This is a genomic window from Deinococcus aerolatus (genome assembly GCF_014647055.1).
Classification (GTDB): Bacteria; Deinococcota; Deinococci; order Deinococcales; family Deinococcaceae; genus Deinococcus; species Deinococcus aerolatus.
This window is the reverse complement of sequence record NZ_BMOL01000013.1, coordinates 35,497-60,542: the sequence shown is the minus strand read 5'-3', so window position 1 is coordinate 60,542 and position 25,046 is coordinate 35,497. Positions and strand designations below refer to the sequence as shown.

The following is a 25,046-nucleotide window of genomic DNA, read 5'->3' as shown; positions in this document are numbered from 1 at the left end:
TCTCCCCATGTCTTGTTCAGGCGCCGGAAACTCCGTTATGGTGGCAGACAATGACAACCAGACGAGTATTTGACAGGCTGGCGCAGGCTGATCTGGAGGCATGTGCAGATTTTTGACCCGACCATTTTCCCAATTCTGGCGGCGGATGGGCTGACCAACGGAGCGGTGTATGCGCTGCTGGCGTTGGCCCTCGTGCTGGTCTTTGCCGTCACACGCGTAATCTTCATCCCCCAGGGTGAGTTCGTGGTGTTCGGTACATTGACGCTGGCCTCGCTGCAACTGGGCCGCACGCCGGGAACACTGTGGCTGGTCCTGGTTCTGCTGGTCATCGCCGCGGCCATGGAGGCCTTTTCGCTGGCGCGCGCTGGACAACTGCGGCGCGGACTGGTCACGCTGGGCGCCGCAGCTCTGCTGGGCACAGGCCTCTGGGCCATCACGGGCTGGCTGGCGCCCCTACAGGCCCCGCTGTGGGTGCAAGTGGTGCTGACCCTCGGACTGGTGGCGCCGCTGGGCCCGCTGCTGTACCGGGTGGTCTACCAGCCGCTGCAAAACGCCACGGTACTGGTACTGCTGATCGCCTCGGTGGCGCTGCACCTGCTGCTGACCGGGCTGGCGCTGGTGTTTTTCGGGCCTGAAGGCTCACGGACCCCCCCCTTCTTTGAGGGTAACCTCTCGCTGGGCCAGATCACGCTCAGCTGGCAGAGCCTGCTGGTCATCGCGGTCTCGGCCCTACTGATGTTCGGGCTGTATCTCTTTTTCGAGCGCACCATGCCGGGCAAGGCGCTCAGGGCCACTGCCGTCAACCGGCTGGGCGCGCGGCTGGTGGGCATCAGTCCGTCGTCGGCGGGGACGCTGACCTTTACGCTGGCGGCCCTGATTGGCGCGCTGGGTGGAGTTCTGATTGGCCCCAGCGTGGCCGTGACCTACGACAGCGGCTTTCTGATCGGCCTCAAGGGGTTTGTCGGCGCCATCATCGGCGGACTGGTCAGCTATCCGCTGGCGGCGGCAGGCGCGATTCTGGTGGGCCTGATCGAGAGTTTCGCCAGCTTCAGCCTGTCGGCCTGGAAAGAAGTGATTGTGTTCACGCTGATCCTGCCGGTGCTGCTGTGGCGCTCCATGACCACCCGTCACATCCCGGAGGACGAGGAATGACCACGGCCAGACCTGCCCCGAAGTTCTCCGCCCGTCTGGGGCTGAGTGTCACCGCCGCCCTGATCGCGCTGTCGCTGCCGCTGCTGCTGCCGCTGTTTCAGGTCACGCTGCTGACCAACATCCTGATTTTTTCCATCGTCGTGACTGGACTGGTGCTGCTGACCGGCATCCTGGGCCTGACCAGTTTCGGACAGGCGGCCTTCATGGGGGTGGGGGCGTACACCACCGCCATCCTTACCGCGCAGATGGGCTGGAACCCGTGGCTGTCGTTGCCGGTGTCGCTGCTGGTCACCGGCGTGATTGCGTGGCTTCTCGGGCTGATGACGCTGCGCATGCAGGGCCATTATCTGCCGCTGGCCACGATTGCCTGGGGCATCAGCCTGTTTTACGTGTTCGGCAACACCCCGGCGCTGGGCGGGTTCACCGGCCTGACTGACATTCCACCCATTTCCGTGTTCGGACTGCCGCTGACCTCGCCGCGTTCCTTCGCGTACCTTGCGTTGATCTGTGTGGGGCTGGTGGCGCTGGGCGCGCAGTTTCTGCTGTCCAGCCGCACCGGCCGGGCCATGCGGGCGCTACGCGGCGGGTCGCTGGTGGCCGAGGCCTTTGGCGTGTCGGCCTTCGGGCTGCGCGTGCAGGTCTTTGTCCTCTCGGCGCTGATGGCGGCGCTGGCGGGGTGGCTTTACGCCCACAGCCAGCGCTTCGTGAATCCCACGCCGTTTGGCCTGCAGGCGGGAATCGAGTATCTGTTTATGGCGGTGGTGGGCGGCTCACAGCACATCTGGGGCGGCGTGCTGGGCGCAGGCCTGATCACCCAGATCCGCGAGATTCTGCGCGACGTGTTGCCTGGCCTGCTGGGCCAGCAGGGCAATTTCGAGGTCATCGTGTTCGGGGCGCTGGTCATTCTGGTGCTGCAGTTCGCGCGCCGTGGACTGTGGCCGCTGATCGAGCTGGCCCTGCCGCAGGAGGGCATCCGCATCCTGCCGGAACGCGGAAAACTTGTCTCACGCCCCAAACCCGCGCCCGGCACGCCGCTGCTGAGCGTTCAGCACGCGGTCAAACAGTTCGGCGGATTGCGGGCCGTGAATGAGGTGTCCTTTGACCTGAACGCCGGAGAAATCCTGGGACTGATCGGCCCCAACGGCGCGGGCAAGAGCACCATGTTCAACCTGATCACAGGGGTCAACCCGGCCACCTCGGGGCAGATCAGCTTCATGGGACAGGACATCAGCCGCCGCAGCGCTGGCCAGATTCACCGTCTGGGCCTGAGCCGCACCTTCCAGCACGTGCACCTGCTGCCCGAGCTGACTCTGCTGGAAAACACCATGATGGGCGGCTACGCGCGCGCCCGTGCAGGCATGGTCCGCAGCCTGCTGCACCTGGAACGCGGCGAGGAGGCGGCGTTGCAGCACGAGGCCCTGCGGCAACTTGAGCGCGTCGGGCTGGGCGCGCAGGCGTTCACGCTGGCGGGCAACCTGGCGCTGGGACAGCAGCGGGTGCTGGAAATCGCCCGCGCGCTGGTGGCCGATCCCACGCTGCTGCTGCTGGATGAACCCGCCGCCGGGCTGCGGTTCGGCGAGAAGACCGAACTGGTGGCGCTGCTGCGCCGCCTGCGCGACGAGGGGGTCACGATTCTGATCGTCGAACACGACATGGACCTGGTGATGGGCCTGGTGGACCGGCTGGTGGTCATGAACTACGGCGAGAAACTGGCCGAGGGCTCACCACAGCAGGTGCGCGACAATGCCGACGTGCGTGAGGCGTATCTGGGCGTGGACATGGAAGAGGAGGGCGCGGCGTGACGCAGGCAACCAGCCCCTCCTCTCCCCTGCTGCTCGAAGTGCGTGACCTGCACACCCGCTACGGCCGGGTGGAGGCGCTAAGCGGCGTATCGCTGGACGTGCCGGCCGGACAGATTGTGAGCGTGATCGGGGCCAACGGAGCGGGCAAGACCACGCTGATGAATTCGGTGATGGGCATCCTGCCCAGCACCGGCGAGCTGCTCTACGAGGGACAGTCGCTGCGCGGCGTGCCGCTGGAAACCCGTGTGGCCCGCGGCATCAGCCTGGTGCCGGAGCGGCGGGACCTGTTCGCCTCCATGTCGGTGGCCGACAACCTGACGCTGGGCGCGTACAGCCGACGTCAGCAGAAGTGGCGCGGCGATCTCGACCATGTCTACGAGCGCTTTCCGCGTCTGCTGGAGCGCCGCAGGCAACTGGCCGGCACGTTGTCCGGCGGTGAGCAGCAGATGCTGGCGATTGGCCGCGCGTTGATGGGCAAGCCCCGACTGCTGCTGCTGGACGAACCCTCGCTGGGGCTCGCGCCGTTGATCGTGCGCGACATTCTGCGGATCGTCAAGCAGCTTCAGGCTGAGGGCGTGACCGTGCTGCTCGTGGAGCAGAACGCGCGGGCCAGCCTGGCGATCAGCGATAGCGGCTACGTGTTGGAAACGGGCGAGGTCAAGCTGAGCGGCCCGGCGCGTGAGCTGGCACAGAACCCAGAACTGACGGCCAGTTACCTGGGCGGCTAGCAGCGCTCAGCCAGCCTGCGCCTGCGTGCGCCGCTCCCGCTCGGCCAGCCACACGGCCAGCAGGAAAAGTGCGGCACACAGCGCAGCGATCAGCATGAACAGGCCGCGCGGGGAGGCGGTGAAGATCGCCCCGGCGAGTCCCGCAGCTGGAATCGCACACAGCAGGGTCAGGGTCTGGACCGCCGAGTACAGATCGGCGGTCCCGTCCTGCGGCAGGCGGGCGAACAGGGCGGCGTCGCGGTAGGTCAGGGTCAAGAAGGTGACGCCACCCAGCAGGCCCACCACCGCCAGCATGGCCGCCGTGTGTCCTGCCGGGACCAGCAGCAGCGCCACAGCGCCGATCAGTCCCAGCGCACGGACCACCACCAGCGTGCGGCCCAGCGGCAGCCGTGACAGCCGGGGCAGGGCCACCCCGTACAGCAGCAGGGTCACGGAGGCGGCCACGAACGGCACAAATGAAAGTGTCTGGGCGCTGAACCCCAGCGTCTGCCCAAGAAACAGGATCTGAAACAGGCTGAGTTGCTCGAGAAAGACCGTCAGCAGATAGAAGGCGGTGACGCCCATCAGACCCGGGTGGCCGCGCATGCCTGCCACCATGCCCAGCGCGTGGCGGACGCTCTGGCCCAGGCCCAGCTCACGGTGCTGGGCCATGGCGGCCACGCCGCTGCGGGTTTCCTCGGTGATTGCGTTCCGCCACAGGAACATGACAGTCATGCCCACGCCGCCCAGCAGGTAAAAGCCCCGCATGGTGGCGGTGATGCCGTGCTGCGCGATCACCAGCCCCACCAGCGGCGTCAGCAGGCCGCACACCGTCACGATCAGGTTGATGATGCCAAACACCCGCGCGCGTTGCCATTCCTCGACGTCCTCGATCAGCAGCAGACTCCAGGACACCGACACGATCCGTCCACTCGCGGCCAGAACAGCCGCCAGCGCAAAGGCGGTAAAGGAATGCGCGAAGGCCCACACGAACATCGGCAAGGTCCACGACACGAGGTCGCCGATCAGGGTGGTGCGTTTGCGTCCTACCCGGTTGGTGATGGGGGCCGCCATTGCCTGAAAGAGAAAGGACAGGGCCAGCGACATGGAACCGAGCAGCCCAATCTGCGTGTTGGACAGGCCCACGCTGCTCATGTACAGCGGCGCGTAATACAGCACCACCACGCCGAACACGCCCCACAGCGGCTCCATCAGGATGGCGTTGCGGGCATTGCGCGGCAGCCCGGCCAGCGCCCGGAACTGCAAGCCTCTAGCCAAGGCGGGGGGCACCCGGACACAGCGGGGGCAGGCTGGAGAACATCATGAGGCCAACTGTAGCGCTGGCCGGGGCCGCTGCTTCCGGGAGGCGTGTCTCGCTCGGGCGTGCAGGGGCTGGGTCACCCCCGCGTCTGGAGACGGGGCGACCTCAGCCTTCCTCTCCCTGCGCGGAACCGGCCGGGAGGACTTCCCCTTGAACCCCGAAGGTTCAGTCCTGGTGCCGGGCCGCCAGTGCCCGCCGGGCCTCGTCCACCGCCGCGTGGAAGGGGCCCGGCGCGTCGGTCAGTGTGGGAGCACAGCGGCGGACCCCAGACGCAGGCTGCCCACCGGCTGGTCAGCGTCCAGTGCACGCCCACGTCCGCCGTGGGCAGACTGACCATCAGTTGCGCCGCTGCTGGTGCCCAGCCACACGGCCTCATCACGGCGGCGAAGGACAGCAGACCGGCACCAGTAGCGCCGACGGTGGCCTGCACAAGCCCGGGCCGTCGGCATGAAAGATCGCCACGCGCTCCTGCCGGTCGTAGCTGTGGGCCTTCAGGCTCGGATTGGTGTGGTCGCCTCCAGTATTCCACGCCTGCGCAGCGGGCTTGGCCACCATTGCGGACACACGCAAAGCCGCCACTGCAACCCCGGAGTCAAGGAGGGAGGGATGTCCCGAATTCGCCCTCACCATTGCTCAATCCTTGTGCAATTCACGCACTCTGGGTCAGCTTGACAGCCTAGATTGAACCATGCCCGTCTACATTCACGACATTGCTCTGGCGCTGCCTGAGACCGCCTATCCGCAGTCGGTGATCCGGGAAGTGATCAAGGCGCAGCCTGAGCTGGACCGCTTGGCCAAACGGCTGGCTGGCGCCGCCTTCAATGGCTCTGGAATCGATCAGCGCTACAGCGTGGTCAGGGAATTTGCGGACAAGGATGGTGAGGCGGGGCTATTTTACGATCCAGCCAACGAACGGATGTTGACGCCCAGCACGGGGCAGCGCAACATCGTCTATGCCGAGGAGGCCACCAGACTGTACGTGGAGGCCGCCCGCAAGGCGCTGGAGGACGGCCCCTTCGAGGCCGCCGATATCACCCATGTCATCACGGTGTCCTGCACGGGTTTCTTCGCGCCGGGGCCAGATTATGCCATCGTGCGGGCGCTGGGACTGGGCGGTGACGTTGGCCGTTACCACGTGGGCTTCATGGGCTGCTACGCAGCCTTTCCCGCGCTGAAGATGGCCAAGGCGTTCTGTCAGGCCGATCCCGAGGCCGCCGTGCTGGTGGTGAGTGCCGAGCTGTGCACCCTGCATATGCGAGCTGCGCCGGACCCGGACACCATCATCGCCGCCTCGGTGTTCGCCGACGGATGCGCCGCCGCGCTGGTCAGCGCCCGGCCACCAGCACAGGGCCGGCACGCCTTAAGGATGGACCACTTCGAGACCACCCTGACCCCTCCCGGCGTGGGTGAGGCGGAAATGGCGTGGACCATTGGCGATCAGGGCTACGAGATGGTTCTGAGCAGTTACGTGCCGTCCATCATCGAGTCGCACATCGAGGGCGCGCTGTCGCCGCTGCTGGACCACGAACCCGCGCTGGCCGACGCCCGCCACGCCGGAGTCGAGCACTGGGCCATCCATCCCGGTGGGCGCAGCATTCTGGACAAGGTGCAGGGTAGCCTGAAGCTCAGTGACGCGCAGATGGCGCCGTCGCGTGAGGTGCTGCGCCAGTACGGCAACATGAGCAGCGCCACGATCCTGTTTATCCTGCGGGACCTGCTCGGGACGCCGGAAGGGGAGCGGGTGTGTGCGATGGCCTTCGGGCCGGGGCTGACGGTGGAGATGGGGCTGTTGAGCGGCGCGGTAGGCGCGGCGGCCACGCAGGAGGCTGAGCGGCAGAGTGAACTGGCCGGGGTGCGGTGATTCTTCCAGCCCCCTTCTCTGCGCGTGAGCTTCACCTGGCCGAGCGGATGGACGATCCCCTGTGTGACCTGAGCGAACTCAACCGTACCTACGCCCAGTTCGGTGCGGTGAACGGCCTGGTGGCGGGGTGGGGACGGGTCTACAGGCGCGTTCTGCTGCCCCGCCTCTCGCGCTCGCGCCCGAACACGCTGCTGGACATCGGCTGCGGGGGCGGCGACGTACCGCGCGCCCTGGCCCGCTGGGCGGCGCGCGACGGCTTCACGCTGCGCATCACGGCCATCGATGCCGACGCGCGTGCAATTGCCTTTGCCGGGACGCAGTCGGCGGTTTCAGGACTGGAGTTTCGTCAGGCCATGAGTGGGGATCTGGTGCGGGAGGGGCGGCGGTTTGACCTGGTGACTTCCAATCACCTGCTGCATCACCTGACGGCCCCGGAACTGGGCGCGCTCCTGCGGGACTGCGAGGGGCTGTGTGCGGACGCGGGCCTGGTTGTCCACAGCGACATCAGGCGCAGCCCGCTGGCGTACCTGGGCTTCCGGGCCGGGGTGGCGCCGCTGTTCAGGGGTTCTTTTATCGGCGAGGATGGACTGCTCTCGATTCGCCGCAGTTTCACCGCCGCCGAATTGCGTGAACTGGCCCCGCCAGGCTGGCAGGTCCGGACCCTGCATCCCTTCCGAAATCTGCTGGTGTACGGGGCCACGGCGCGTGGCTGAGCGGGTCTGGGATGTGCTGATCGTCGGGGGCGGCCCGGTGGGGCTGTTTCTGGGGTGTCTGCTGGCGCGGCGCGGCCTGAGCTTCCGCGTGCTGGAACGGCGAAGCTGTCCGGGACAGCATTCACGTGCCATCGGCATTCACCCGCCGGCGCTGGAGGCGTTCAATGAAGTCGGGTTGACCGGACCGATGCTGGCAGCAGGCCTGCCCATCACCCGCGGTCTGGTCATGGGCGACGCCGGGCCGCTGGGTGAACTGGGCTTTGGGGCGGCCTCGGCGGACTTTCCCTTCATCCTTTCGCTGCCGCAGCGTGACACAGAAGCAGTGCTGCGCCGCCGTCTGGCCGAACTCACCCCCGGAGCTCTGTGTTCCGGGGTCGAGGTCCTGGGGCTCCGGGAGGACCCGGAGGGTCTGCACGTCACCGCCCGCGTGAACGGCAGGCCGCTGGCGCTGCGTGGCCGTCATGTGATCGGCGCCGACGGCTGGCGCAGCGGCGTGCGGGAAGCCCTGGGGTTGCCCTTTCCCGGCCGGCGGTACCCTGACAGGTACCTGATGGGCGACTTTCCCGATACCACGCCGCTGGGGCAGACGGCGCTGGTGTCGCTGACCGAGGGGGGCGTGGTGGAATCGTTCCCGCTGCCAGGGCAGGGCCGGCGCTGGGTGGTGCACACCGGAGGGCAGTTGCTGGAGGACGCCGCTGCCCACAGATTGACCGCCATGATCCGGCAGCGCACGGGTCTGCATGTTCCGGCTGCCGAATGCCGGATGCTCAGCGCCTTCGAGGTCCGCCGCCACTGTGCGCCGCGGATGGTGGCTGGGCGGGCCGTGCTGATCGGCGACGCGGCGCACGTGGTCAGCCCCATCGGTGGGCAGGGGATGAACCTGGGGTGGCTGGACGCTGCCGCGCTGGCGCCCCTGCTGGAGGCGTCGCTTGCCGGCCGCCGCGTGGACTGGCTGCATTTTGAACGAACCCGTCTTCGCTCGGCCCGCGTGGCTGGCCGTCAGGCCGAACTGAATATGGCGGCGGGCCGCCCGGCAGGCCCACGGGCGCAGAAAGCGCGTGAACGTCTGATCGAACGTCTCCTGCGCTCCCCCAGGGCCGAGCCTCTGCTGGCCAGAGCGTTTACGATGCGCTGGCTGTAAGCTGTCGAAAATGTTTCGATGCCGTACAGAGTCAGGATTCCCGCACGTGCAGTGGGGCCTGGTTTGTTCCGCCTCCTGATCGCCTCGCAGCCCATCGCCGGGCATGTTCTGCCGCTGCTGCCCATCGTGCGGGAACTGGTGCGGCGCGGCCACAGCGTGCGATGGTACACCGGGCGCAAGTATGCGGCGCGGGTGCAGGCGGCGGGAGCCGAATTTCTGCCGTTCGTGCACGCCCGCGATTTCGACGACGCTGATTTTGGGGCGACCTTCCCGGGGCGGGCCCGGCGGCGCGGCCTGCGGCAATTGCAGTACGACGTGCAGCAGATTTTTGTGGGCGGCATCGAGGGCAACATGCACGACCTGCAGGAGATCGGGCGGGAGTGGCTGGCCGACGCCGTGCTGGCCGATCAGACGCTGGTGGCCGCCCTGCTGCACGCGGAAGCGGGCGGGCCGCCGTGCGCGCTGCTGGGCGTGCTGCCCCTGGGCATTCAGAGCCGGGACACCGCGCCGTTCGGTCTGGGCCTGCCACCGTCCGCCACCGCCGCAGGACGGGCCAGAAACCGCGCGCTGCATTGGCTGACGCAGCAGGTGGTGTTTGGGGCGGCGTCACGAGATCTGGCGGCGGCCTGTGGGCGCATGGGCGTGCGGCCCCGACCTTTTGCCCTGCCGCCCTCGCCGCATCTGATGCTTCAGCCGACCGTCCCCGCGTTCGAGTACCCCCAGAGCGACCTGCCCAGCACGCTGCATTTCATCGGGCCGATCACGCCTCCGCTTCCCGCAGGGGGCGGTCTCCCCCGGTGGTGGCCGGAGATGCTGAATTCACCGCGTCCGGTGGTGCTGGTCACGCAGGGGACCCTCGCCACCCAACCACATCAGCTGATCCTGCCCACGGTCCAGGCGCTCAAAAACGAGAATGTGCTGGTGGTGGCGGCGGGTGTGAACGGGCTGTCTGACCTGCCTGCCAACGCCCGTGCAGCGGCTTTTGTGCCCTTCGCGGCGCTGCTGCCGCACGTTTCGGTCTACGTGACGAATGGTGGGTACGGCGGGGTGCAGGCGGCGCTGGCGCACGGCGTCCCGGTCGTGGTGGCCGGCGGCAGCGAGGACAAGACGGAGGTGGCCGGACGCGTGGCCCACGCGGGGGTGGGTCTGAATCTGCGAACGGCCCGTCCGACAGGGGAGCGTCTGCGCCGCTCGGTGCTGGAACTCCTGGGTGACAGCGTGCAGCGGCGGCGGGCGCAGGCGCTGGCGGCCGAGATGCAGCAGCACGACGCGCCCAGCGAGGCTGCGACGCTGCTGGAGCAACTGGCACGCTCGGGACGGGCCGTGACGCGGACCGTCAGTTCCTGAGCCCCAGCTTCTGCAGGCGCCAGCGCAGGGTGCGCTGCAGCATCACCGGGTAGAGGTGGGCGGGGATGGCGGTCAGGAGAACCCAGCCTGCAGTGTCGGGAGCGTGCACCAGCAGCGCGCCCGCCGCGATACCGAGACAGATCAGCGCCAGCAGCAGGTGGCTGTATTCCGCCTCGCGCGTGGCCCGGTCCAGCCGTGTCAGGGAGGTGCGCGTGCCGCTGAAGCCGCGTGAATCCCGGCGCAGGCGTTCCCAGCCGACCACGCGCAGCACGCTTCCGAACGCCAGCGCGCCCAGCCGCCGGTACAGGGGGGCTTCCCAGGCCTGCACCGTAAACCGTGGGCCGCGCAGCGCCGGGCTGGTCACGGCCAGCAGGTACAGCGCCCACCACATCAGCAGCACCTGCATCCCCAGCGCAAACAGCAGGCCGTGGAATCCGGCGGCGCGCCCCAGCCCCCCGGCGGCCAGCGCCACCAGCAGCGCTGCAAGGCCGAGTTTTCCCCAGACGTGCCGCGGCGCAGAGCCGACGGAGGGCACGCCCTAGAGCCGTCCCAGCGCGTCTACCACTGCGGTGCGCCCGGCGCTGCGGGCCGGCCACAGTCCGGCCAGCAGCCCCAGTCCCAGCGCCACCCCCAGGCCCACCATGATCAGCCGGGGGGTCAGGGCCGCACCGTCGAAACCAGCCAGTTGCTGGGTGTAGACGTTGACGCCGCTCACGCCTACACCCGCCAGCCCCAGGCCCACCACGCCGCCCAGCCCGGACAGCAGCAGGGTCTCGCTCAGGACCAGCTGCCGCACGAAGGCTGGACGCGCGCCGATGGCCCGCAGCGTGCCGAACTCGCGGGTGCGCTCGTAGACACCCATCATCACCGTGTTGACCACCGCCAGCCCGCCCACGATCAGCGCGATCACAGACAGGCATACGCTCAGCAGGTCCGCGCTGTTCAGCAGTTTTCCGACGTTGCTCGCCACATCGGCGCGGGTGCTGATTTTCAGCCCCAGCCCGCCGATCTGCGCCTCCCCGGCCAGCGCGGTGGCCACCCGGGCGGCGTCAGCGGGGTTCTTGAGCTGCAGCGCCACCAGCGAGAGACGGTCCCCCACTCCAAACGCCCGCTGCACGGCCCCGATGGGCAGGTAGCTGAAGGTGTCGTTGAGTGCACTGCCGGGCTCGAGAATGCCGACAACACGCGCGCGGCCCCGGCGGGTCAGTTCCAGCGTGTCACCCAGTCCCAGCCCCAGGTTCTGTGCGGCCCTGGCGCCCAGCACCACCACGTCCTTCCCGGCGTCACCCGGCTCCAGCAGGCGGCCCTGGGCCACCACCAGCCCCGTGAACATCGCGCCGATGCCGCTTGCGGCGGGCAGGCCGTAGAACACCGCGCTCTGTGAAGGGTCCAGCGACTGCCGGATGGTGGCCGCCACCGGGGTGACGGCCTCGATGCCCAGGGGGGCCGACAGCCGCTGAAGTTCTTCCACCACGGCCGGATTCATGTCCATGTTCGGCAGGAGGGTCTCCCCTGCCCGCGTGCTGGCCACCTGAAGGTCCGGGCCCACCGTGCCCAGCTCGGCGGCGAACACCCCGCGCAGACCCTCGCCCAGCGACAGAAAGAGCAGCATACTGCCCAGCGCCACCGCCAGTCCCAGCGCGGTCAGCGCGGTCCGCACCGGACGGCGCCGCAGCCCCAGGGCCGAGAGCCGCAGAAGATCGGGAAGTCGCACAGGCTCAAGGGTAGCGCGTTCCCGGCGGCCTTCCGGTCCCGCGAGTCCCGGCGATCACGGTGTCTCCTGCGCCCGCTCGGCCGCGGCCAGGTCCACCACCAGGCCGATCAGGGCGGCGTGAACGAAGGTCTGTGGTCCGTTGCCCAGCGGCTCCCGGGTGCGGGGATCGGCCATCTCGGGCAGCAGGCCCAGGTCGTTGGCGTAGGCCAACACCGCGTCCAGAATCACGCGCGCCCGCGGCGGGTCGCGCATCACCCAGTACTGGGCCACCCACAATGTTCCGGCCAGAAACGCGCCTTCGCGGCGGTCATCGTCGGCCAGGTGTCGCCAGTACAGGTGGTCCTGACAGTACTCACCCTCCAGCGCCGCCAGCGTGGCCAGCATCTCAGGCGAATCGGGAGCGCAGAAGCCCCACACCGGGTACAGGACCGCTGTCACGTCCACCCCTTCCTCACCGGCCACGTAGGCGTAGGCGCCCGCGGCAGTGAGTGCGTTGCCTGCCACCCAGACGCGGGCTGCCTCTGCCGCCGCCATCCAGCGTGCGGCCTGCGCCGGGTCCCGGCTGTGCCCGGCGATGTATTCCAGCGCAACGGCGGCCAGCACCTTACCGGCCACGTAGGGACGCTTCCGGCGCTCCTCCCAGATGCCGTAATCGTCGTCCTGCCAGTGCCCGCACAGGAACTCGGCCAACCGCTCGATCACCCCCCAGTGTTCGCGGGTGCCGAAGCGCTCGTAGATCAGTTTGGCGGCCAGCAACACGTTGCCGTAGGCGTCGAGCTGCAGCTGTCCGCGCGCCCCGTTACCGATCTGGACCGGGCGGCTGTCCCCGTACCCCGCAAGGTCGAGTTCGGTTTCCTCGGGCGGCTCACCGCCGTCCACGGTAAGAAAGGGGGATGCCGGCAGACCGTGTTGCGGTGTGGCCTGGGCGCAGATAAAGGACAGGAAGGCCCGGCCCTCGCTGCCGTCGCCCCCGGCGCGGGTCAGGGCGCTGACCACCATGCCCGCGTCGCGCAGCCAGACGTAGCGGTAGTCCCAGTTCTTCTCGCCGCCCAGGACCTCGGGCAGGCTGGTGGTGGGGGCCGCGATGGTTGCGTTGCCGGTGTGGTCCGTCAGCAGCCGCAGCGCCCGCAGTGAGGCGCGCACGGCGTCCTGATACGGCCCTTGGTAGGTGGCGTGGGTGGTCAGGTTCTGCCAGTTCAGCAGCGACGCCTCGCGCCAGCGCGTCACGGTTTCCCAGTCGGGCACGGCTTCCAGGCGTTCGTCGCTCAGAAAGGCCCAGGCGGCCTCGCCTGCGGGCACCTCCACCACCACCGACTCGCCCTGAATCTGGGCTGGGTGCGACGCGTACAGCCAGTGCCGACCGTCTATCTGCACCGCCGCGCCGTCCTGACTCAAGGTGACGGCGCGGCGGGCGTAATCGGGCGCGGCGTTCAGGACCAACCGGTAAGGCTGGGGTGCCTGCGAGAGGACGCGGCACACGCCACACGGCAGGCCGTCTCCATAAGGCATGAAATCGGTGATGGTCAGCTCTGCGTGCCGTGTCCCGGTACGCAACACCGATTCCAGATGGCCCCCGTCGCCCAGATAGCGGCGCCCCCCCCCGACTGCGCCCGGCAGATCGACGGCCCACGAGCCGCCGCGTTCGTCGTCCAGCAGCCGGGCCAGCAGCGAGGGCGCGTCGAAACGTCCCGGGCAGTACCACACCACCTCGCCCAGGGACGTGACCAGTGCGGCGCTGCGGCGGTTGCTCAGCAGGCCCAGGTCGCGGATCTGGGGAGAGGGGGAAGTGGGGGCGGTCATCTGTTCCTCTGCGGCACGCGTCACTCTAGCCCTGAACGGACGCGGCAACCGTCTGAAGCAGGCCATTGTGTTCGCGCCAGCGTGTTCTTGCGCCCACGGCCGCCCTGTCTTACTGGGGCTTGCTGCGCCGGGTGTTGTAGCTCTGGCTGACCGCCCGTTTGCGGGCCAGTTGCTCGTCCAGGCCAAAGTCGGCGTCCAGCTGCCCAAGCGCTTCGGCCTCGCAGGCCAGCCCTGGAGCGTTCAGGGCCATCAGGCGCCCGCGTTCGCGGATCAGCGCCTCGCGCGACAGGTGAACCTGTCCGGCCTCCGCGTACGCCGCCGCTTCCTCGCGCACCCGTGCGGCCCGCAGGCGCTCGGCCGCCACGCGCACCCGCTCATCCTCGCCCAGCCCCTGGTATGCAGGTGCGTCCAGGACAGGCAGATTCAGCTGGGTGCGCAGACGATGCCTGGCGCCGCTACGGTCCGTCCAGGCCAGGCGCACCCGCGTCACGCCCAGCGAGGAGCCCGCCGCCTGCGCGGGCACCTGCACCGTGAACACCACCTCCAGCGGACGGCCGTCCACCAGATTGGGCAACATCCAGCGGCCCTGGGGATTTTGTGGCAGGTCATTGAGCATCTCCTGGCGCAGGCTGCCCAGGGCCGGATTGGCCTCGACGCCCAAGCTGACCGTCTGGCCGGTGGTGCGGGTCAGGCCCTGCATCTCAGCGCTGAAGAAGGCGGGCAGTGCAGAGGCGTCCTCAATGTGTTCGTAGTTGCCGTCGCCCGCATCGGCCATCGCCTGAAGCAGCGTCTCGTCGTAGCTGCGGCCCAGGCCCACCGTGCTGGTGCCCACGCCGCGCGAGGTCAGGCCGCGTACATGCTGGGCAATCACGTTGGTCCGCGTCTCACCATTGTTGGCCTGACCGTCGCTGAGCAGCAGCACCCGGTTCAACGCGCCCGGATCATGAAATTGTGCCGTGAGCATCGCGCCTTCCAGCCAGCCGGCGTGCAGGGCTGTGTTGCCCCGGCTGGTCACGCCTTCCACCAGTCGGCACAGCGCCTGTGGGTCTTCCACAAGTTGCGGGGCCGCCACCGTCTCCACGTGTCCGTCAAACGAGACGACGCTCACGCGATCCTGGGGCTGCATCATCCGCAGGGCCAGCTGTACGGCGCGGCGGGCCATCTCGATGGGCTGCCCCTGCATCGAGCCGCTGCGGTCAATAACCAGGGAAAGATTCAGGGGCGCCCGCTGGCTCCCGGGGGGTGGGGCGCTGGCCGCAGAGATCCGGGCCAGAACAGTAATTTCACTGTCCTGGCCGGCGGGAAGGCCGGCTTTGAGGGGCAGCAGTTCGATGCGGGGGGCGTGGTCGTGCGGCATGGCGGGCTCCTAGAAACGCACGCCTTTGCGGCGTGGGCGAGGGCAGCCGGCCTGATCTGGGCATCCAGATCACGCGGCTGAGCGGGGGCGGACAATGACAATCTGTGGTGGAGCTGGGTGAAGTCTACATCAACAACCTGATATGTCAACAAGACAATATGTTCTCGTTCTACATCCGATTTCCGTGCTGTGTCCGCTGGCGTCTGAGCCTCTGATTCAGGCGCCCATCATGGGCTTCATAGCCGGTCAACCGTCGCCAATGCCACGCGCAGATCGGTCAGCAGCTGTTCCCATTCGGCTTCGGATTGCGGCGTCTTGAACGCCGCGTCCAGCGTTAGTTCCAGGCCGGGACGGGGTGTGACGCGCCACAGTGAAACTGCTGTAGGCGGGGGTGGGACCGGTTCAGGTTCCGCAGCCACAGCATTAAGGCTCTGCAGTTCTCTATCCAAAAATGCCGTGCGTGCAAATGCAAGAGGCTGAATCGCGAGGGAGGTAGAGAGCCCTGCAACCATTTTGGAGATCCCAGATACAGCCGTCCCATTCGCCAGTTCTCCTCGTTCCTTGGTCCTGGGGCGGGGACGTGGTCTGGCCTTAAGGTCTTGAAGGTACGACAGCGCGTCGCTGGGCGCAGGGCTGGCGGCCACCGCTTCCAGCTCCAGCGTCACCCCTTCTCCGGCCAGCCGCGCCAGACCGTCCTCATCCTGCCCCGACAGCACGCTGTACAGGGCCTTGCCGCTCAGGCCATCGGCCATCACGCGGCGCAGCGCCAGCAGTTGCAGCAGGTGCCGGCGCTCATAGCGGGCCTCGCGCCCCTCGCGGGTGGGCAGCGAGAGGAGGCCAACCGTAGTGTAGTGGCGCACCAGCCGGGCGTTGACCTCATCTTTGGGGCGGGCGGCGCGGTCCAGGGGCAGCAGGCGGGCCAGCCAGGTGTTGGCGGTCTCCACGAAGTCGTCGATGCCCCCTGTCCAGTCGGGCGGGATGTCCAGCATGGGCGCAGAGTAGCAGGGCAGCCAGATTGTTGACAGCAGACGTTGACAGCGTTGTGGTTCTGGTGCCTGGCCTCCCTAAAGGCTGGAGACAAGCTGCGGATGGCGGGGCGGGGCGCAGCTGCCGCGTACGATCAGGCGCCCCGGCAGGACCACGTGCCGCTCCACTTCCCCCGGGGGGAGGTCGCCGTCCAGCGCCTGCAACACCGCACCGGCCGCCATCCAAGCCATCTGTTCCACCGGCTGCTCAATGACTGTGATGGGCGGATTGACAAGCGCGGTCCAGGGGTAATTGTCAAAGGTCAGCAGCGACAGGTCGCCGGGCAGGTCCAGCCCTCGCTCATGTACGGCCCGGAACGCGCCGATGGCCTGGGTGCCGGTTAGGGCGATCAGGGCGCTGGGAGGTGCGGGCAGGGCCAGCAACTCGTGCGTCAGGGCGTAAGCGCTCTCCTCGGTGAGCAGCGTCACGCGCTGGTACTCAGGCGGCACGTCCAGGCCGCGCTCACGCATGGCCTGCGGAAACGTCCGTGAGCGGCCCTCCGGGTGCACCACCGGATCGTAGGTGCCCAGCGCGGCGATCCGGGTGTGCCCCAGCCCGTGCAGGTACGCTACGGCTTCACGCATCGCCTGGGCGTTGTCGAGCATCACGCTGGGAAACGCCGAATCGTCCGGCACGTAGTCGTACTCCAGAATAAACAGGCCGCGCCCGCGCAGGCGTTCCAGGTACTCCCGGCTGTCCGGGCCGTAGCCGGGCCGCAACATGATCGCCGCCACGCGCTGGCCGTACAGGCGGCGCAATTCAGGCAGCTCCAGCCGGGCGCTGTACTCGTTCTCGCTGATGATCAGGGTGTAGTCGGCGGCCTTGAGCTGCCGCGCGGCGGCGCGGGCGAACTGCGCGAAGAACGGCTCGACAATGCTGGCCACCACCAGGCCCACCGTGCGGCTCTGGCCGCCGCGCAGGCTTCCGGCCCGCACATCGGGTTCGTAGTGCAGCTGCGCGATGGCCTCCTGCACCCGCATCAGCGTTTCGGGCGTGAGTTTGTCCGGATCACGCAGGGCCCGTTTGGCCGTGGTGGCCGAGACTCCGGCCAGCCGCGCGACATCCTGAATCGTTGACACGCGGGCCATTGTAATGGGTGCGCCCCGGCAGGGTGTCCAGCAGACAGTGTTTACGCTGGCGACATGGATCGCCATGGCCCCGTGGCCATTGGATACAAACTCTGTTCCGAGTTCAAGAAATAAGATTTGACGAATGAAAAAAACTATGATTCAATCATGGCCACGAGACCATTCATCACCTGGCCGGGGATCGCCCTGGTCGAACCGAGCGCGTCAGGCCCGTATGTCAGGTTTGCCGCTCCATGCCCTCGCCGCTCTGGAGTGCGCGGCGTTGCCAGAGGTATACCCATGAAACGACTGATCACGCTCAGCCTCGCCCTGACCTTCACTGCCGCCCAGGCTGCCACCACCATTACCATCGCCACCGTGAACAACCCGGACATGGTCACGATGCAGAAGCTGACGCCGGAGTTCACCAAGAAGTCCCCGGACATCAATGTGAAATGGGTGGTGTTGCCCGAGAACGAACTGCGCCAGAAGGTCACGCTGGACGTCGCGAGCAACGCGGGCGGCTTCGACGTCGCCACGGTGGGGGCCTACGAGGTGCCAATCTGGGCCAAGAACGGCTGGCTCGATCCGCTGACGCCGATGTTTGCCAAGAACCCCGAGATTGCCAAGAGTTACAACCTCGACGACATCATTCCCGGGGTCCGCAAGGCACTGACGGTGAACAGCAACCTGTACGCCGTGCCGTTCTATGCCGAGAGCAGCATGACGTACCACAACAAGGATCTGTTCAAGGCCGCAGGCATCTCCATGCCGCAAAGCCCCACCTGGAGCCAGATCCAGGGCTTCGCCGCCAAGATCCATAACCCCAGCAAGGGTGTATACGGCATCTGTTTGCGCGGCCTGCCCGGCTGGGGCGAGAACATGGCGGTGTTCAGCACCGTGATGAACACCTTCGGCGGGCGCTGGTACGACAAGGACTGGAATGCGCAGCTCGACTCCGCGGCTTGGAAGAACGCCATGACCTTCTACGTGGACACCATCAAGAAGTACGGTCCTCCCGGCGCCACCGGCAACGGCTTTACCGAGAACCTGACCCTGATGAGCCAGGGCAAGTGCGGCATGTGGGTGGACGCCACCGTGGCCGCCGGGTTCCTGAGCGATCCCAGCAGCTCCAAGATCACCAAGTCGGTAGGCTTTGCCAACGCGCCGGTCGGCCCCGGGACGCCCAAGGGCAACCACTGGTACTGGAGCTGGAACCTGGCGATTCCCAAGAGCACCAAGAAGGAGGACGCGGCCTTCAAGTTCATCACCTGGGCCACCAGTCAGGAGTACATCGCGCTGGTCGCCAAGGAAAAGGGCAGCTGGGCGTCGGTGCCTCCCGGCACCCGCACCAGCACCTACAACAACCCCAACTACAAGAAGGCCGCCGGCGCGTTCAGCGGTCTGGTTCTGGGCGCCATCAACAGCGCCGACGTGACCAATGCCACCAAGGAACCCGTTCCTTACACGGGCATCCAGTACGTCGCCATCCCGCAGTTTCAGGCGCTGGGCACGCAGGTCGGTCAGTTCCTGGCCGGGGCCATCAGCGGTCAGACCACCGTGGACCAGGCGCTGAAGCAGGCGCAGGACGCCGCCCAGAAGGCTGCCAAGGAAGGCGGTTACCAGAAGTAAATCCCGGCGCTTCCAGTTAGGTGTAGGAGGAGGCTGAGGCACATTGCCTGTCTCCTCCTCATTTTTTGCGGAATCGGCCTTTCCCACGCGTTCTGTCTGCCCAGCTGCTGTCACGTTCTGACCACTGCCACCTTCTGTGTGCGGTCACAAGGGGACCCCATGACCACCGCCGTCCGTCCAACCACCACCACGGCCAGTCCACCCGCCCCCAAGCGCGGCCTCAAGCTGACGCCCGCCGCGCTGATCTGGCCGGCCATGCTCTACCTGATCTTGACCACGCAGGTGCCGTTCTTCATGACCATCTACTACTCGTTCTTCAATTACAACCTGGTTATTCCCGACAACCGCCCATTCATCGGCTTCGGCAATTACGCCACGCTGCTGACCAACCCTCAGAACCTGCAAGTCGTGTGGAACACCGTTGTGCTGGCGGGCGGCACCTTGATCCTGACCCTGCTGATCGGCGGCGCGATGGCGATGCTGCTCAACCGCAATTTTCCGGGGCGGGGACTGCTGCGCACCCTGATGATCAGCTCGTTTCTGGTGATGCCTATCGTCACGGCGGTGGTCTGGAAGAACATGCTCCTGAACCCAGTGTTCGGCTTCTTCTCGTGGGTGGTGGCCTCGCTGGGCGGGCAGCCGGTGGATTGGCTGGCGCAGTACCCGATGGCCAGCGTGATCGCCATGATCACCTGGGAGTGGACGCCGTTCGCCATGCTGATCCTGCTGACGGGACTGCAGAGCCTCCCCGACGATCAACTGGAAGCCGCCCGCCTGGACGGAGCCAGCCCCTTACAGGAGTTCCAGCACATCGTGATGCCGCACTGGACTCAGGCCATTCAGGTGGTGGTGCTGATGGAGACCATTGCCCTGCTTCAGGTCTACGGCGAGATCTACGGCTCGACTTCCGGGGGGCCGGGACTGGCCACCACCAACCTGCCGTATTTTATCTACCAGAAGGCATTCGCCGAGTACAACATCGGTCTGGCCAGCGCGGCGGGCGTGATCACCGTGATCCTGACCAACATCCTGGCGGTCTACCTGCTGCGGATGATCAACCGCAACAACCGGACCAATAAGGGGGGCTGACATGACCACCGTACCCAGCACTTCAGCGCCGGTCAGACGGGACAAGAGCCGCATCAAGGTGCGCAACACCGTGCTGACCGTGATCACCTACGCCGTGGCTCTCGCCTTCCTGTTCCCGCTGGTGTGGATGTTTCTGGCCGCCTTCAAGACCGAGGCCGAGGCCTTTGCCAGCCCACCCGTCTTTGCCTTCACGCCGATCCTGGAGAACTTCAAGAACGCGCTGCCCAGTTACTTTCCGGCGTTGAAAAATAGCGTGATCGCCGCCGTCGGCAGCACCGTGCTGGCGTTCGTGCTGGGGCTGCCCGCCGCGTTTGCGCTGGCCGTCTACCCCACCACCCGCGCGCAGAACACGCTGACTTGGATGCTGTCCACCAAGATGATGCCGGCCGTGGGCGTGATCGTGCCGCTGTTCTTACTGTTCCGTAACCTGAGCCTGCTCGACACCCTGCCGGGACTGATCCTGATGTACACCACCATGAACCTGCCGCTGGTGGTCTGGATGATGCACAGTTACATGACCGAGATCCCCTTTGCCATCTACGAGGCCGCCAAGGTGGACGGCGCGTCGGTGGCGCAGGAATTCTTTAGGATCGCGCTGCCGCTGTCCGCGCCGGGTATGGCGGCCACCGCGCTGCTGGCAGTGATCTTCGCGTGGAATGAGGTCTTCTTTGCGGTGAACCTCACCAGTTCGGACGCCGCGCCGCTGAGCGTGTTCATCAGCTCATTCAAGACCAGCATGGGCCTGTTCTGGGCACAAATGAGCGCCGCCGCCGTCCTGACTGTGCTGCCGGTGCTGATCTTCGGCTGGGTGGCCCAGCGCCAGCTGGTGCGCGGCCTGAGTTTCGGGGCAGTCAAATAAAGCAGGCAAATGCGTCTGCTGCACGCCCGTATCCCCAATGGAGAATTGAGATGACTGCCCCACCTCCCCATCCACACCTGGCCTCTCCCGAAACCGTTCGGGCGACTCTGGCCGAGTTGCTGGCGCGGGCGCGGGCCACCACCGTCCACGGTGAGCGGCGCATTCTGGGCATCGTGGGCGCACCGGGGGCGGGCAAGTCCACCCTCTGCGCGGCGCTGGCTGAAGAATTGGGAGCTGGGGCGGCGCTGGTGGGCATGGACGGCTTTCATCTGGCGAACGCGGAATTGGACCGATTGGGCCGCCGTGACCGCAAGGGCGCACCGGATACCTTCGACGCGGGCGGCTATGCGGCGCTGCTTGAACGGCTACGCGCGGAAAAGGACCAGACGGTGTACGCTCCCACCTTTGACCGCCACCTTGAAGCGTCCATTGGCAGCGCCATTGCTGTTCCCGCTGGGACGCCCCTGATTCTTACCGAGGGCAATTACCTGTTGCTGAACGATGGGGCGTGGGGCCGGGTCAGACCCGTGCTGGATGCGGTCTGGTTTCTGGACTTGCCCGACAGTGTGCGCCTCTCACGTCTGCATGCTCGTCACGTGGCTTTCGGCAAAGCTCCCGACGAGGCAGCCTCCTGGGTGGAGACGGTGGATGGGCCCAACGCCGCCCTCATTCACGCCACCCGCGCCCGTGCCGATCTGATCGTTCAATTGGTCGAATAAAGTCCACTCTAAGTCCCTGTCTCGAACCTCTTTGGAGCGTCATCCATGACCCAGCTCAACTTGAACAACCTCGATCAACTCGGCCCTGGCGTGGCCGTACCCGAGTACGATCCGCGTACGCTCCGCACCGGCATCGTGCATTTCGGCGTCGGCGGCTTTCACCGCTCGCACGAGGCGATGTATCTGAACCGGGTGCTGAATTCCGGGGGCCAGGCCGAGTGGGCGATCTGCGGCGTGGGCGTACTGCCCGGCGACGCCCGGATGCGGGACATCCTTGCTGCGCAGGACCATCTCTACACCCTGGTCACCAAATCCCCGGCGGGCGAGACGGAGACTTGCGTGATCGGCGCAATTCACGAGTTTCTGTTTGCCCCGGACGATCCCAACCGGGTGATCGAGAAGCTGGCCGATCCTGCCACGCGCATCGTGTCGCTGACCGTGACTGAGGGCGGCTATAGCCTGAACAACGCGACGGGCGAGTTCGATGCGACGGGCGCTGACATCGCCCACGATCTGCAAGTGGGCGCCGTGCCCCGAACAGTGTTCGGCCTGATGACCGAGGGTCTGCGCCGCCGCCGTGAACGCGGAATTCCGCCGTTTACCGTTGTGTCCTGCGACAATATCCAGGGCAACGGCCACGTGACGCAGGGTGTACTGTCGGCCTTCGCACGCCTCAAGGACGCCAATCTGGGCGACTGGATTGCCCATGAAGTCGCCTTTCCCAACTCGATGGTGGACCGCATCACACCCATGACCACCGACCGGGACCGGCAGGAACTGGCCGCGCAGTCCGGCATCGTCGACGGTTGGCCGGTGATCGGCGAGAGTTTCACGCAGTGGGTTCTGGAAGACCGGTTCACGCTGGGACGGCCCCCGCTGGAGACGGTGGGCGTGCAACTGGTGGCCGATGTGGAACCCTACGAGCTGATGAAGTTGCGGCTTCTGAACGCTGCGCATCAGGCGATGGGCTACCTGGGCCTGCTGGCCGGGCATACCTACGTTCACGAGGTCTGCCGCCGGCCCGTTTTCGTGGATTTTTTGCTGGGTTACATGGGCCGTGAAGGCGTGCCGACGTTGAAGCCCGTGCCCGGTATAGACCTGAACGTCTACCAGCACGAATTGATCGAGCGTTTCGCCAGCCCGGCCATTCAGGACACCCTGGCCCGCCTGATCTTTGACGGCTCCGAGCGCATTCCCAAGTTCCTGCTGCCGGTGGTCCGCGATCAACTGGCGCGGGACGGCGAGATCAGTCACGCCGCGCTGGTGGTGGCCTCGTGGGCGGCATATCTGGAGGCGGTGAATGCGGGCGGCCCGGTCCCGCCGCTCCAGGATCAGCGCGGTCCGACACTTCTAGAGGCTGTGCGCCGCGAGACTGCCCAGCCCGGTGCGTTCCTGCAACTCAAGGAAGTGTTCGGTGAGCTGGGTGACAACCCACGTTTCAAGGCCGCGTATCTGGCGGCCCGCGAAGGCCTGCGCCGCCTCGGCCCTGTCGGCGCAGTGGAGGCGTTGATAGAAACGTCTCGCTCAGATGACACGGCGCCGTCTCCTGCTGGACACCGTTCTTGACAGCCGCCCCTTCCCTGCCCCACCCAGTCAAAACCGAGGCGTAGCTATGACTTTCATTGACCATCCCCCCACCAGCCCGGAAACGCAGCTTTCCCGGACCAGCGTGTTGCATGGCATCCGTAATTTAAAATGGGAAACTCGCGAGGTGCCCGCCCCCGGCCCCCGTGAGGTACGCGTACGCGTGCGGCGCATCGGCGTGTGCGGCAGCGACGTGCATTACTACACCCACGGGCGCATCGGTCCTTTCGTGGTAGAGGCTCCGCTGGTGCTGGGCCACGAGGTCATGGGCGTCGTGGACGCGTTGGGCGAGGGCGTGACCAGTCTGGCGGTGGGAGACCGGGTGGCGCTGGAGCCGGGCTACCCCTGCCGCCGCTGCGTGTACTGCAAGGGCGGTGAATACAACCTGTGCCCGCACATGACCTTCATGGCCACGCCACCGGTCAACGGCGCGCTGGGCGAGTACGTGGTGTGGCCGGATGACTTCGCCTTCAAGCTGCCCGCCAGCATCAGTGACGATGCGGGGGCGTTGCTGGAACCGCTGGCGGTGGGCATCTGGGCAGCCCGTAAGGGCAATGTAGGGCCTGGGGAAAGTGTGGCTGTGTTCGGCGCGGGGCCGATTGGCTGCACCACCATTCAGGCGGCGAAGGCGGCAGGGGCCACCACCATCGTCGCCGTCGATCTGGAAGACTTCCGGCTGGAAGTGGCGCGCAGGGTGGGGGCCACGCACACCATCAATGCCCGCAACCAGGACGTGCTGGCCGTGATCCACGAACTGACGCGGAGTGACCTGCCGCTGACCCACGCGGGGGTGGACGTGGCCTTTGAGACGGCAGGCAGCCTGCCGACCACGCGCATGACCCTGGCCGCGCCGAGGCCTGGCGGCCGGGCGGTGCTGGTGGGCCTGCCACCGGACCCGGAGGTCAGCCTGGACATCGTGTCGGCCGCCAGCCGCGAGGTCACCCTGCGCGGCGTGTTCCGTTATGCCAACTGCTACCCGGCGGCCATCGGACTGGTGGCCAGCGGCGCAGTTGATCTGGACGCGCTGGTCACCCACCGCTTCCCATTTGATCAGACGCCTGAAGCGTTCGAGTTTGTGGATCGGGAAAAGCGGAGCAGCATGAAAGTGATGATTGACGTGGGCTAAGGGCCGTGCCGCCGCAGGGCGGCCGGAGGCCTCTGCCCTCCCTTCAGCGTTTCTTGAAACTGCGCCGCCGCGTAGCGCAGCAGACACAAGCAGGGGTCAGGCTGTCACAGCATGGGCTTCATTCAAGGAGGCGCCCATGCCCAACCGACCCACGTCCGAAGATTTCAAGAACGCCGAAACCCTGCCCTACCCGGCCAAGCAGTCCGAGATGGGGATCCAGCCGCAGAGTGACCTGAAGCAGTACCGGGCCGCGGACAAACTCAGAGGCAAGGTTGCGCTGGTGACTGGGGCTGATTCCGGCATTGGGCGGGCGGTGGCGCTGGCCTTTGCGCTGGAAGGTGCGCAGGTGGCCATCCTGTACAACGAGAACGATGGCGACGCGCAGACCACCGGACAGATGGTGGAAGATCGCGGGGGCCAGTGTCTGGTCATTAAAGCCGATGTGCGCCAGAAGGCCGCCTGCCTGGACGCCGTAAATCAGACGGTGGACCAGTACGGCAGCCTGAATGTCTTGGTGAACAACGCCGCCTTCCAGGCGACGCAGGACAGCATTCTGGACATCAGCGAGGAGCAACTGCGACGCACGCTGGAGACCAACCTTTTCGGGTATGTGTTCATGATTCAGGCTGCGTTGCCGCATCTGAAAGAGGGCGACGCGATCATCAACACCGGATCGATTGTCGGTGAGACGGGCAATCCGATCCTGGTGGACTACACGGCGTCCAAGGGCGGGATCCACGCACTGACCAAGTCGCTGGCCCTGCAGTTTGGCAAACTGGGCAACGGCGTGCGCGTCAACGCGGTGGTGCCCGGACCAGTCTGGACCCCCAACATTCCCGGCACCATGCCGCTTGAAGAGGTCCAGAAGTTCGGCCATGAGGTGGCGCTGGGCCGCCCTGGACAGCCGGAAGAGCTGGCCCCGGCCTACGTTTACCTGGCCTGCCAGGACAGTTCCTTTGTGACCGGCTCGCTGCTGCACGTCACTGGTGGCAAGCTGTCGAGCGACTCGTGAGGCCTGCCAGGGTGCGG

Annotated in this window: 22 protein-coding genes; 14 read left to right on the top strand and 8 right to left on the bottom strand. The window is 66.8% G+C overall.

Translation table 11 applies throughout. The features are described from left to right. The first annotated feature begins 102 nt into the window (after window positions 1-102). From IEY31_RS13460 to IEY31_RS13450, 3 genes are read left to right on the top strand one after another with little or no spacing between them, the layout of a single operon-like run. Entirely contained in the window at window positions 103-1,152 is a 1,050-nt protein-coding gene (locus tag IEY31_RS13460) for a branched-chain amino acid ABC transporter permease (protein WP_188972852.1), read from the top strand. After that, window positions 1,149-2,954, top strand: a complete 1,806-nt coding sequence (locus IEY31_RS13455; protein WP_188972849.1) for a branched-chain amino acid ABC transporter ATP-binding protein/permease — start codon at window positions 1,149-1,151, stop codon at window positions 2,952-2,954. Before IEY31_RS13460 ends, IEY31_RS13455 begins: the two co-directional genes overlap by 4 nt. Further along, window positions 2,951-3,682, top strand: a complete 732-nt coding sequence (locus tag IEY31_RS13450) for an ABC transporter ATP-binding protein (RefSeq protein WP_188972847.1) — start codon at window positions 2,951-2,953, stop codon at window positions 3,680-3,682. Before IEY31_RS13455 ends, IEY31_RS13450 begins: the two co-directional genes overlap by 4 nt. A gap of 6 nt (window positions 3,683-3,688) precedes the next feature. Here IEY31_RS13450 and IEY31_RS13445 read toward each other — a convergent pair whose 3' ends face one another. Further along, window positions 3,689-4,951, bottom strand: a complete 1,263-nt coding sequence (locus IEY31_RS13445) for an MFS transporter (RefSeq protein WP_188972846.1) — start codon at window positions 4,949-4,951, stop codon at window positions 3,689-3,691. Between the two features lie 107 nt (window positions 4,952-5,058). Next, window positions 5,059-5,412 carry a ChbG/HpnK family deacetylase gene (locus IEY31_RS19070; RefSeq protein WP_373289167.1) on the bottom strand — a complete coding sequence of 118 codons (354 nt, stop codon included), beginning with the start codon at window positions 5,410-5,412 and terminating at the stop codon, window positions 5,059-5,061. Between the two features lie 258 nt (window positions 5,413-5,670). On the opposite strand from IEY31_RS19070, the gene IEY31_RS13440 reads away from it, so the two are divergent. The 4 genes from IEY31_RS13440 (at window position 5,671) to IEY31_RS13425 (ending at window position 10,044) form a co-directional block, all read left to right on the top strand. Further along, window positions 5,671-6,843 (top strand): type III polyketide synthase, encoded by a 1,173-nt coding sequence (locus IEY31_RS13440; RefSeq protein ID WP_188972844.1) that lies wholly within the window; start codon window positions 5,671-5,673, stop codon window positions 6,841-6,843. Next, a complete protein-coding gene (locus IEY31_RS13435) occupies window positions 6,840-7,556 on the top strand; it encodes a class I SAM-dependent methyltransferase (protein ID WP_188972842.1) in 717 nt (238 codons plus the stop codon). Before IEY31_RS13440 ends, IEY31_RS13435 begins: the two co-directional genes overlap by 4 nt. After that, entirely contained in the window at window positions 7,549-8,697 is a 1,149-nt protein-coding gene (locus IEY31_RS13430; RefSeq protein WP_188972840.1) for an FAD-dependent oxidoreductase, read from the top strand. Before IEY31_RS13435 ends, IEY31_RS13430 begins: the two co-directional genes overlap by 8 nt. Window positions 8,698-8,760: 63 nt before the next feature. Continuing rightward, complete coding sequence (locus IEY31_RS13425; RefSeq protein WP_229723604.1) at window positions 8,761-10,044, top strand: glycosyltransferase; 1,284 nt, start codon at window positions 8,761-8,763, stop codon at window positions 10,042-10,044. Here IEY31_RS13425 and IEY31_RS13420 read toward each other — a convergent pair. From IEY31_RS13420 to IEY31_RS13395, 6 genes are all read right to left on the bottom strand, one after another. After that, window positions 10,034-10,579 carry a glycosyl-4,4'-diaponeurosporenoate acyltransferase CrtO family protein gene (locus IEY31_RS13420; protein ID WP_188972838.1) on the bottom strand — a complete coding sequence of 182 codons (546 nt, stop codon included), beginning with the start codon at window positions 10,577-10,579 and terminating at the stop codon, window positions 10,034-10,036. The two genes, IEY31_RS13425 and IEY31_RS13420, sit on opposite strands and share 11 nt — an antisense overlap. Before the next feature lie 3 nt (window positions 10,580-10,582). After that, complete coding sequence (locus IEY31_RS13415) at window positions 10,583-11,758, bottom strand: ABC transporter permease (RefSeq protein WP_188972836.1); 1,176 nt, start codon at window positions 11,756-11,758, stop codon at window positions 10,583-10,585. A gap of 54 nt (window positions 11,759-11,812) precedes the next feature. Beyond that, entirely contained in the window at window positions 11,813-13,558 is a 1,746-nt protein-coding gene (locus IEY31_RS13410; protein WP_188972834.1) for a glycoside hydrolase family 15 protein, read from the bottom strand. 109 nt (window positions 13,559-13,667) lie between these two features. Further along, window positions 13,668-14,915 (bottom strand): vWA domain-containing protein, encoded by a 1,248-nt coding sequence (locus IEY31_RS13405; protein ID WP_188972832.1) that lies wholly within the window; start codon window positions 14,913-14,915, stop codon window positions 13,668-13,670. A gap of 236 nt (window positions 14,916-15,151) precedes the next feature. Beyond that, window positions 15,152-15,904 carry a MerR family transcriptional regulator gene (locus tag IEY31_RS13400; protein WP_188972830.1) on the bottom strand — a complete coding sequence of 251 codons (753 nt, stop codon included), beginning with the start codon at window positions 15,902-15,904 and terminating at the stop codon, window positions 15,152-15,154. A 75-nt stretch (window positions 15,905-15,979) separates the two neighbouring features. Beyond that, window positions 15,980-17,029 (bottom strand): LacI family DNA-binding transcriptional regulator, encoded by a 1,050-nt coding sequence (locus IEY31_RS13395; protein ID WP_188972828.1) that lies wholly within the window; start codon window positions 17,027-17,029, stop codon window positions 15,980-15,982. A gap of 279 nt (window positions 17,030-17,308) precedes the next feature. On the opposite strand from IEY31_RS13395, the gene IEY31_RS13390 reads away from it, so the two are divergent. The 7 genes from IEY31_RS13390 (at window position 17,309) to IEY31_RS13360 (ending at window position 25,029) form a co-directional block, all read left to right on the top strand. After that, window positions 17,309-18,640, top strand: coding sequence for an ABC transporter substrate-binding protein (locus IEY31_RS13390; protein WP_188972826.1), 1,332 nt, complete (start codon window positions 17,309-17,311; stop codon window positions 18,638-18,640). Between the two features lie 159 nt (window positions 18,641-18,799). Then, window positions 18,800-19,729, top strand: coding sequence for a carbohydrate ABC transporter permease (locus IEY31_RS13385; RefSeq protein WP_188972824.1), 930 nt, complete (start codon window positions 18,800-18,802; stop codon window positions 19,727-19,729). A gap of 1 nt (window position 19,730) precedes the next feature. After that, complete coding sequence (locus IEY31_RS13380) at window positions 19,731-20,588, top strand: carbohydrate ABC transporter permease (protein WP_188972823.1); 858 nt, start codon at window positions 19,731-19,733, stop codon at window positions 20,586-20,588. Between the two features lie 50 nt (window positions 20,589-20,638). Further along, the gene (locus IEY31_RS13375; protein WP_188972821.1) at window positions 20,639-21,307 is read left to right on the top strand and encodes a nucleoside/nucleotide kinase family protein; all 669 of its coding nucleotides are present in this window, start codon (window positions 20,639-20,641) and stop codon (window positions 21,305-21,307) included. Window positions 21,308-21,352: 45 nt separating this feature from the next. After that, window positions 21,353-22,873 (top strand): mannitol dehydrogenase family protein, encoded by a 1,521-nt coding sequence (locus IEY31_RS13370; RefSeq protein ID WP_188972819.1) that lies wholly within the window; start codon window positions 21,353-21,355, stop codon window positions 22,871-22,873. A gap of 46 nt (window positions 22,874-22,919) precedes the next feature. Continuing rightward, window positions 22,920-24,017: an NAD(P)-dependent alcohol dehydrogenase gene (locus tag IEY31_RS13365; RefSeq protein ID WP_188972817.1), complete on the top strand. Its 1,098-nt coding sequence runs from the start codon at window positions 22,920-22,922 to the stop codon at window positions 24,015-24,017. Between the two features lie 136 nt (window positions 24,018-24,153). Beyond that, window positions 24,154-25,029, top strand: coding sequence for an SDR family oxidoreductase (locus IEY31_RS13360; RefSeq protein ID WP_188972815.1), 876 nt, complete (start codon window positions 24,154-24,156; stop codon window positions 25,027-25,029). Window positions 25,030-25,046 lie beyond the last annotated feature (17 nt).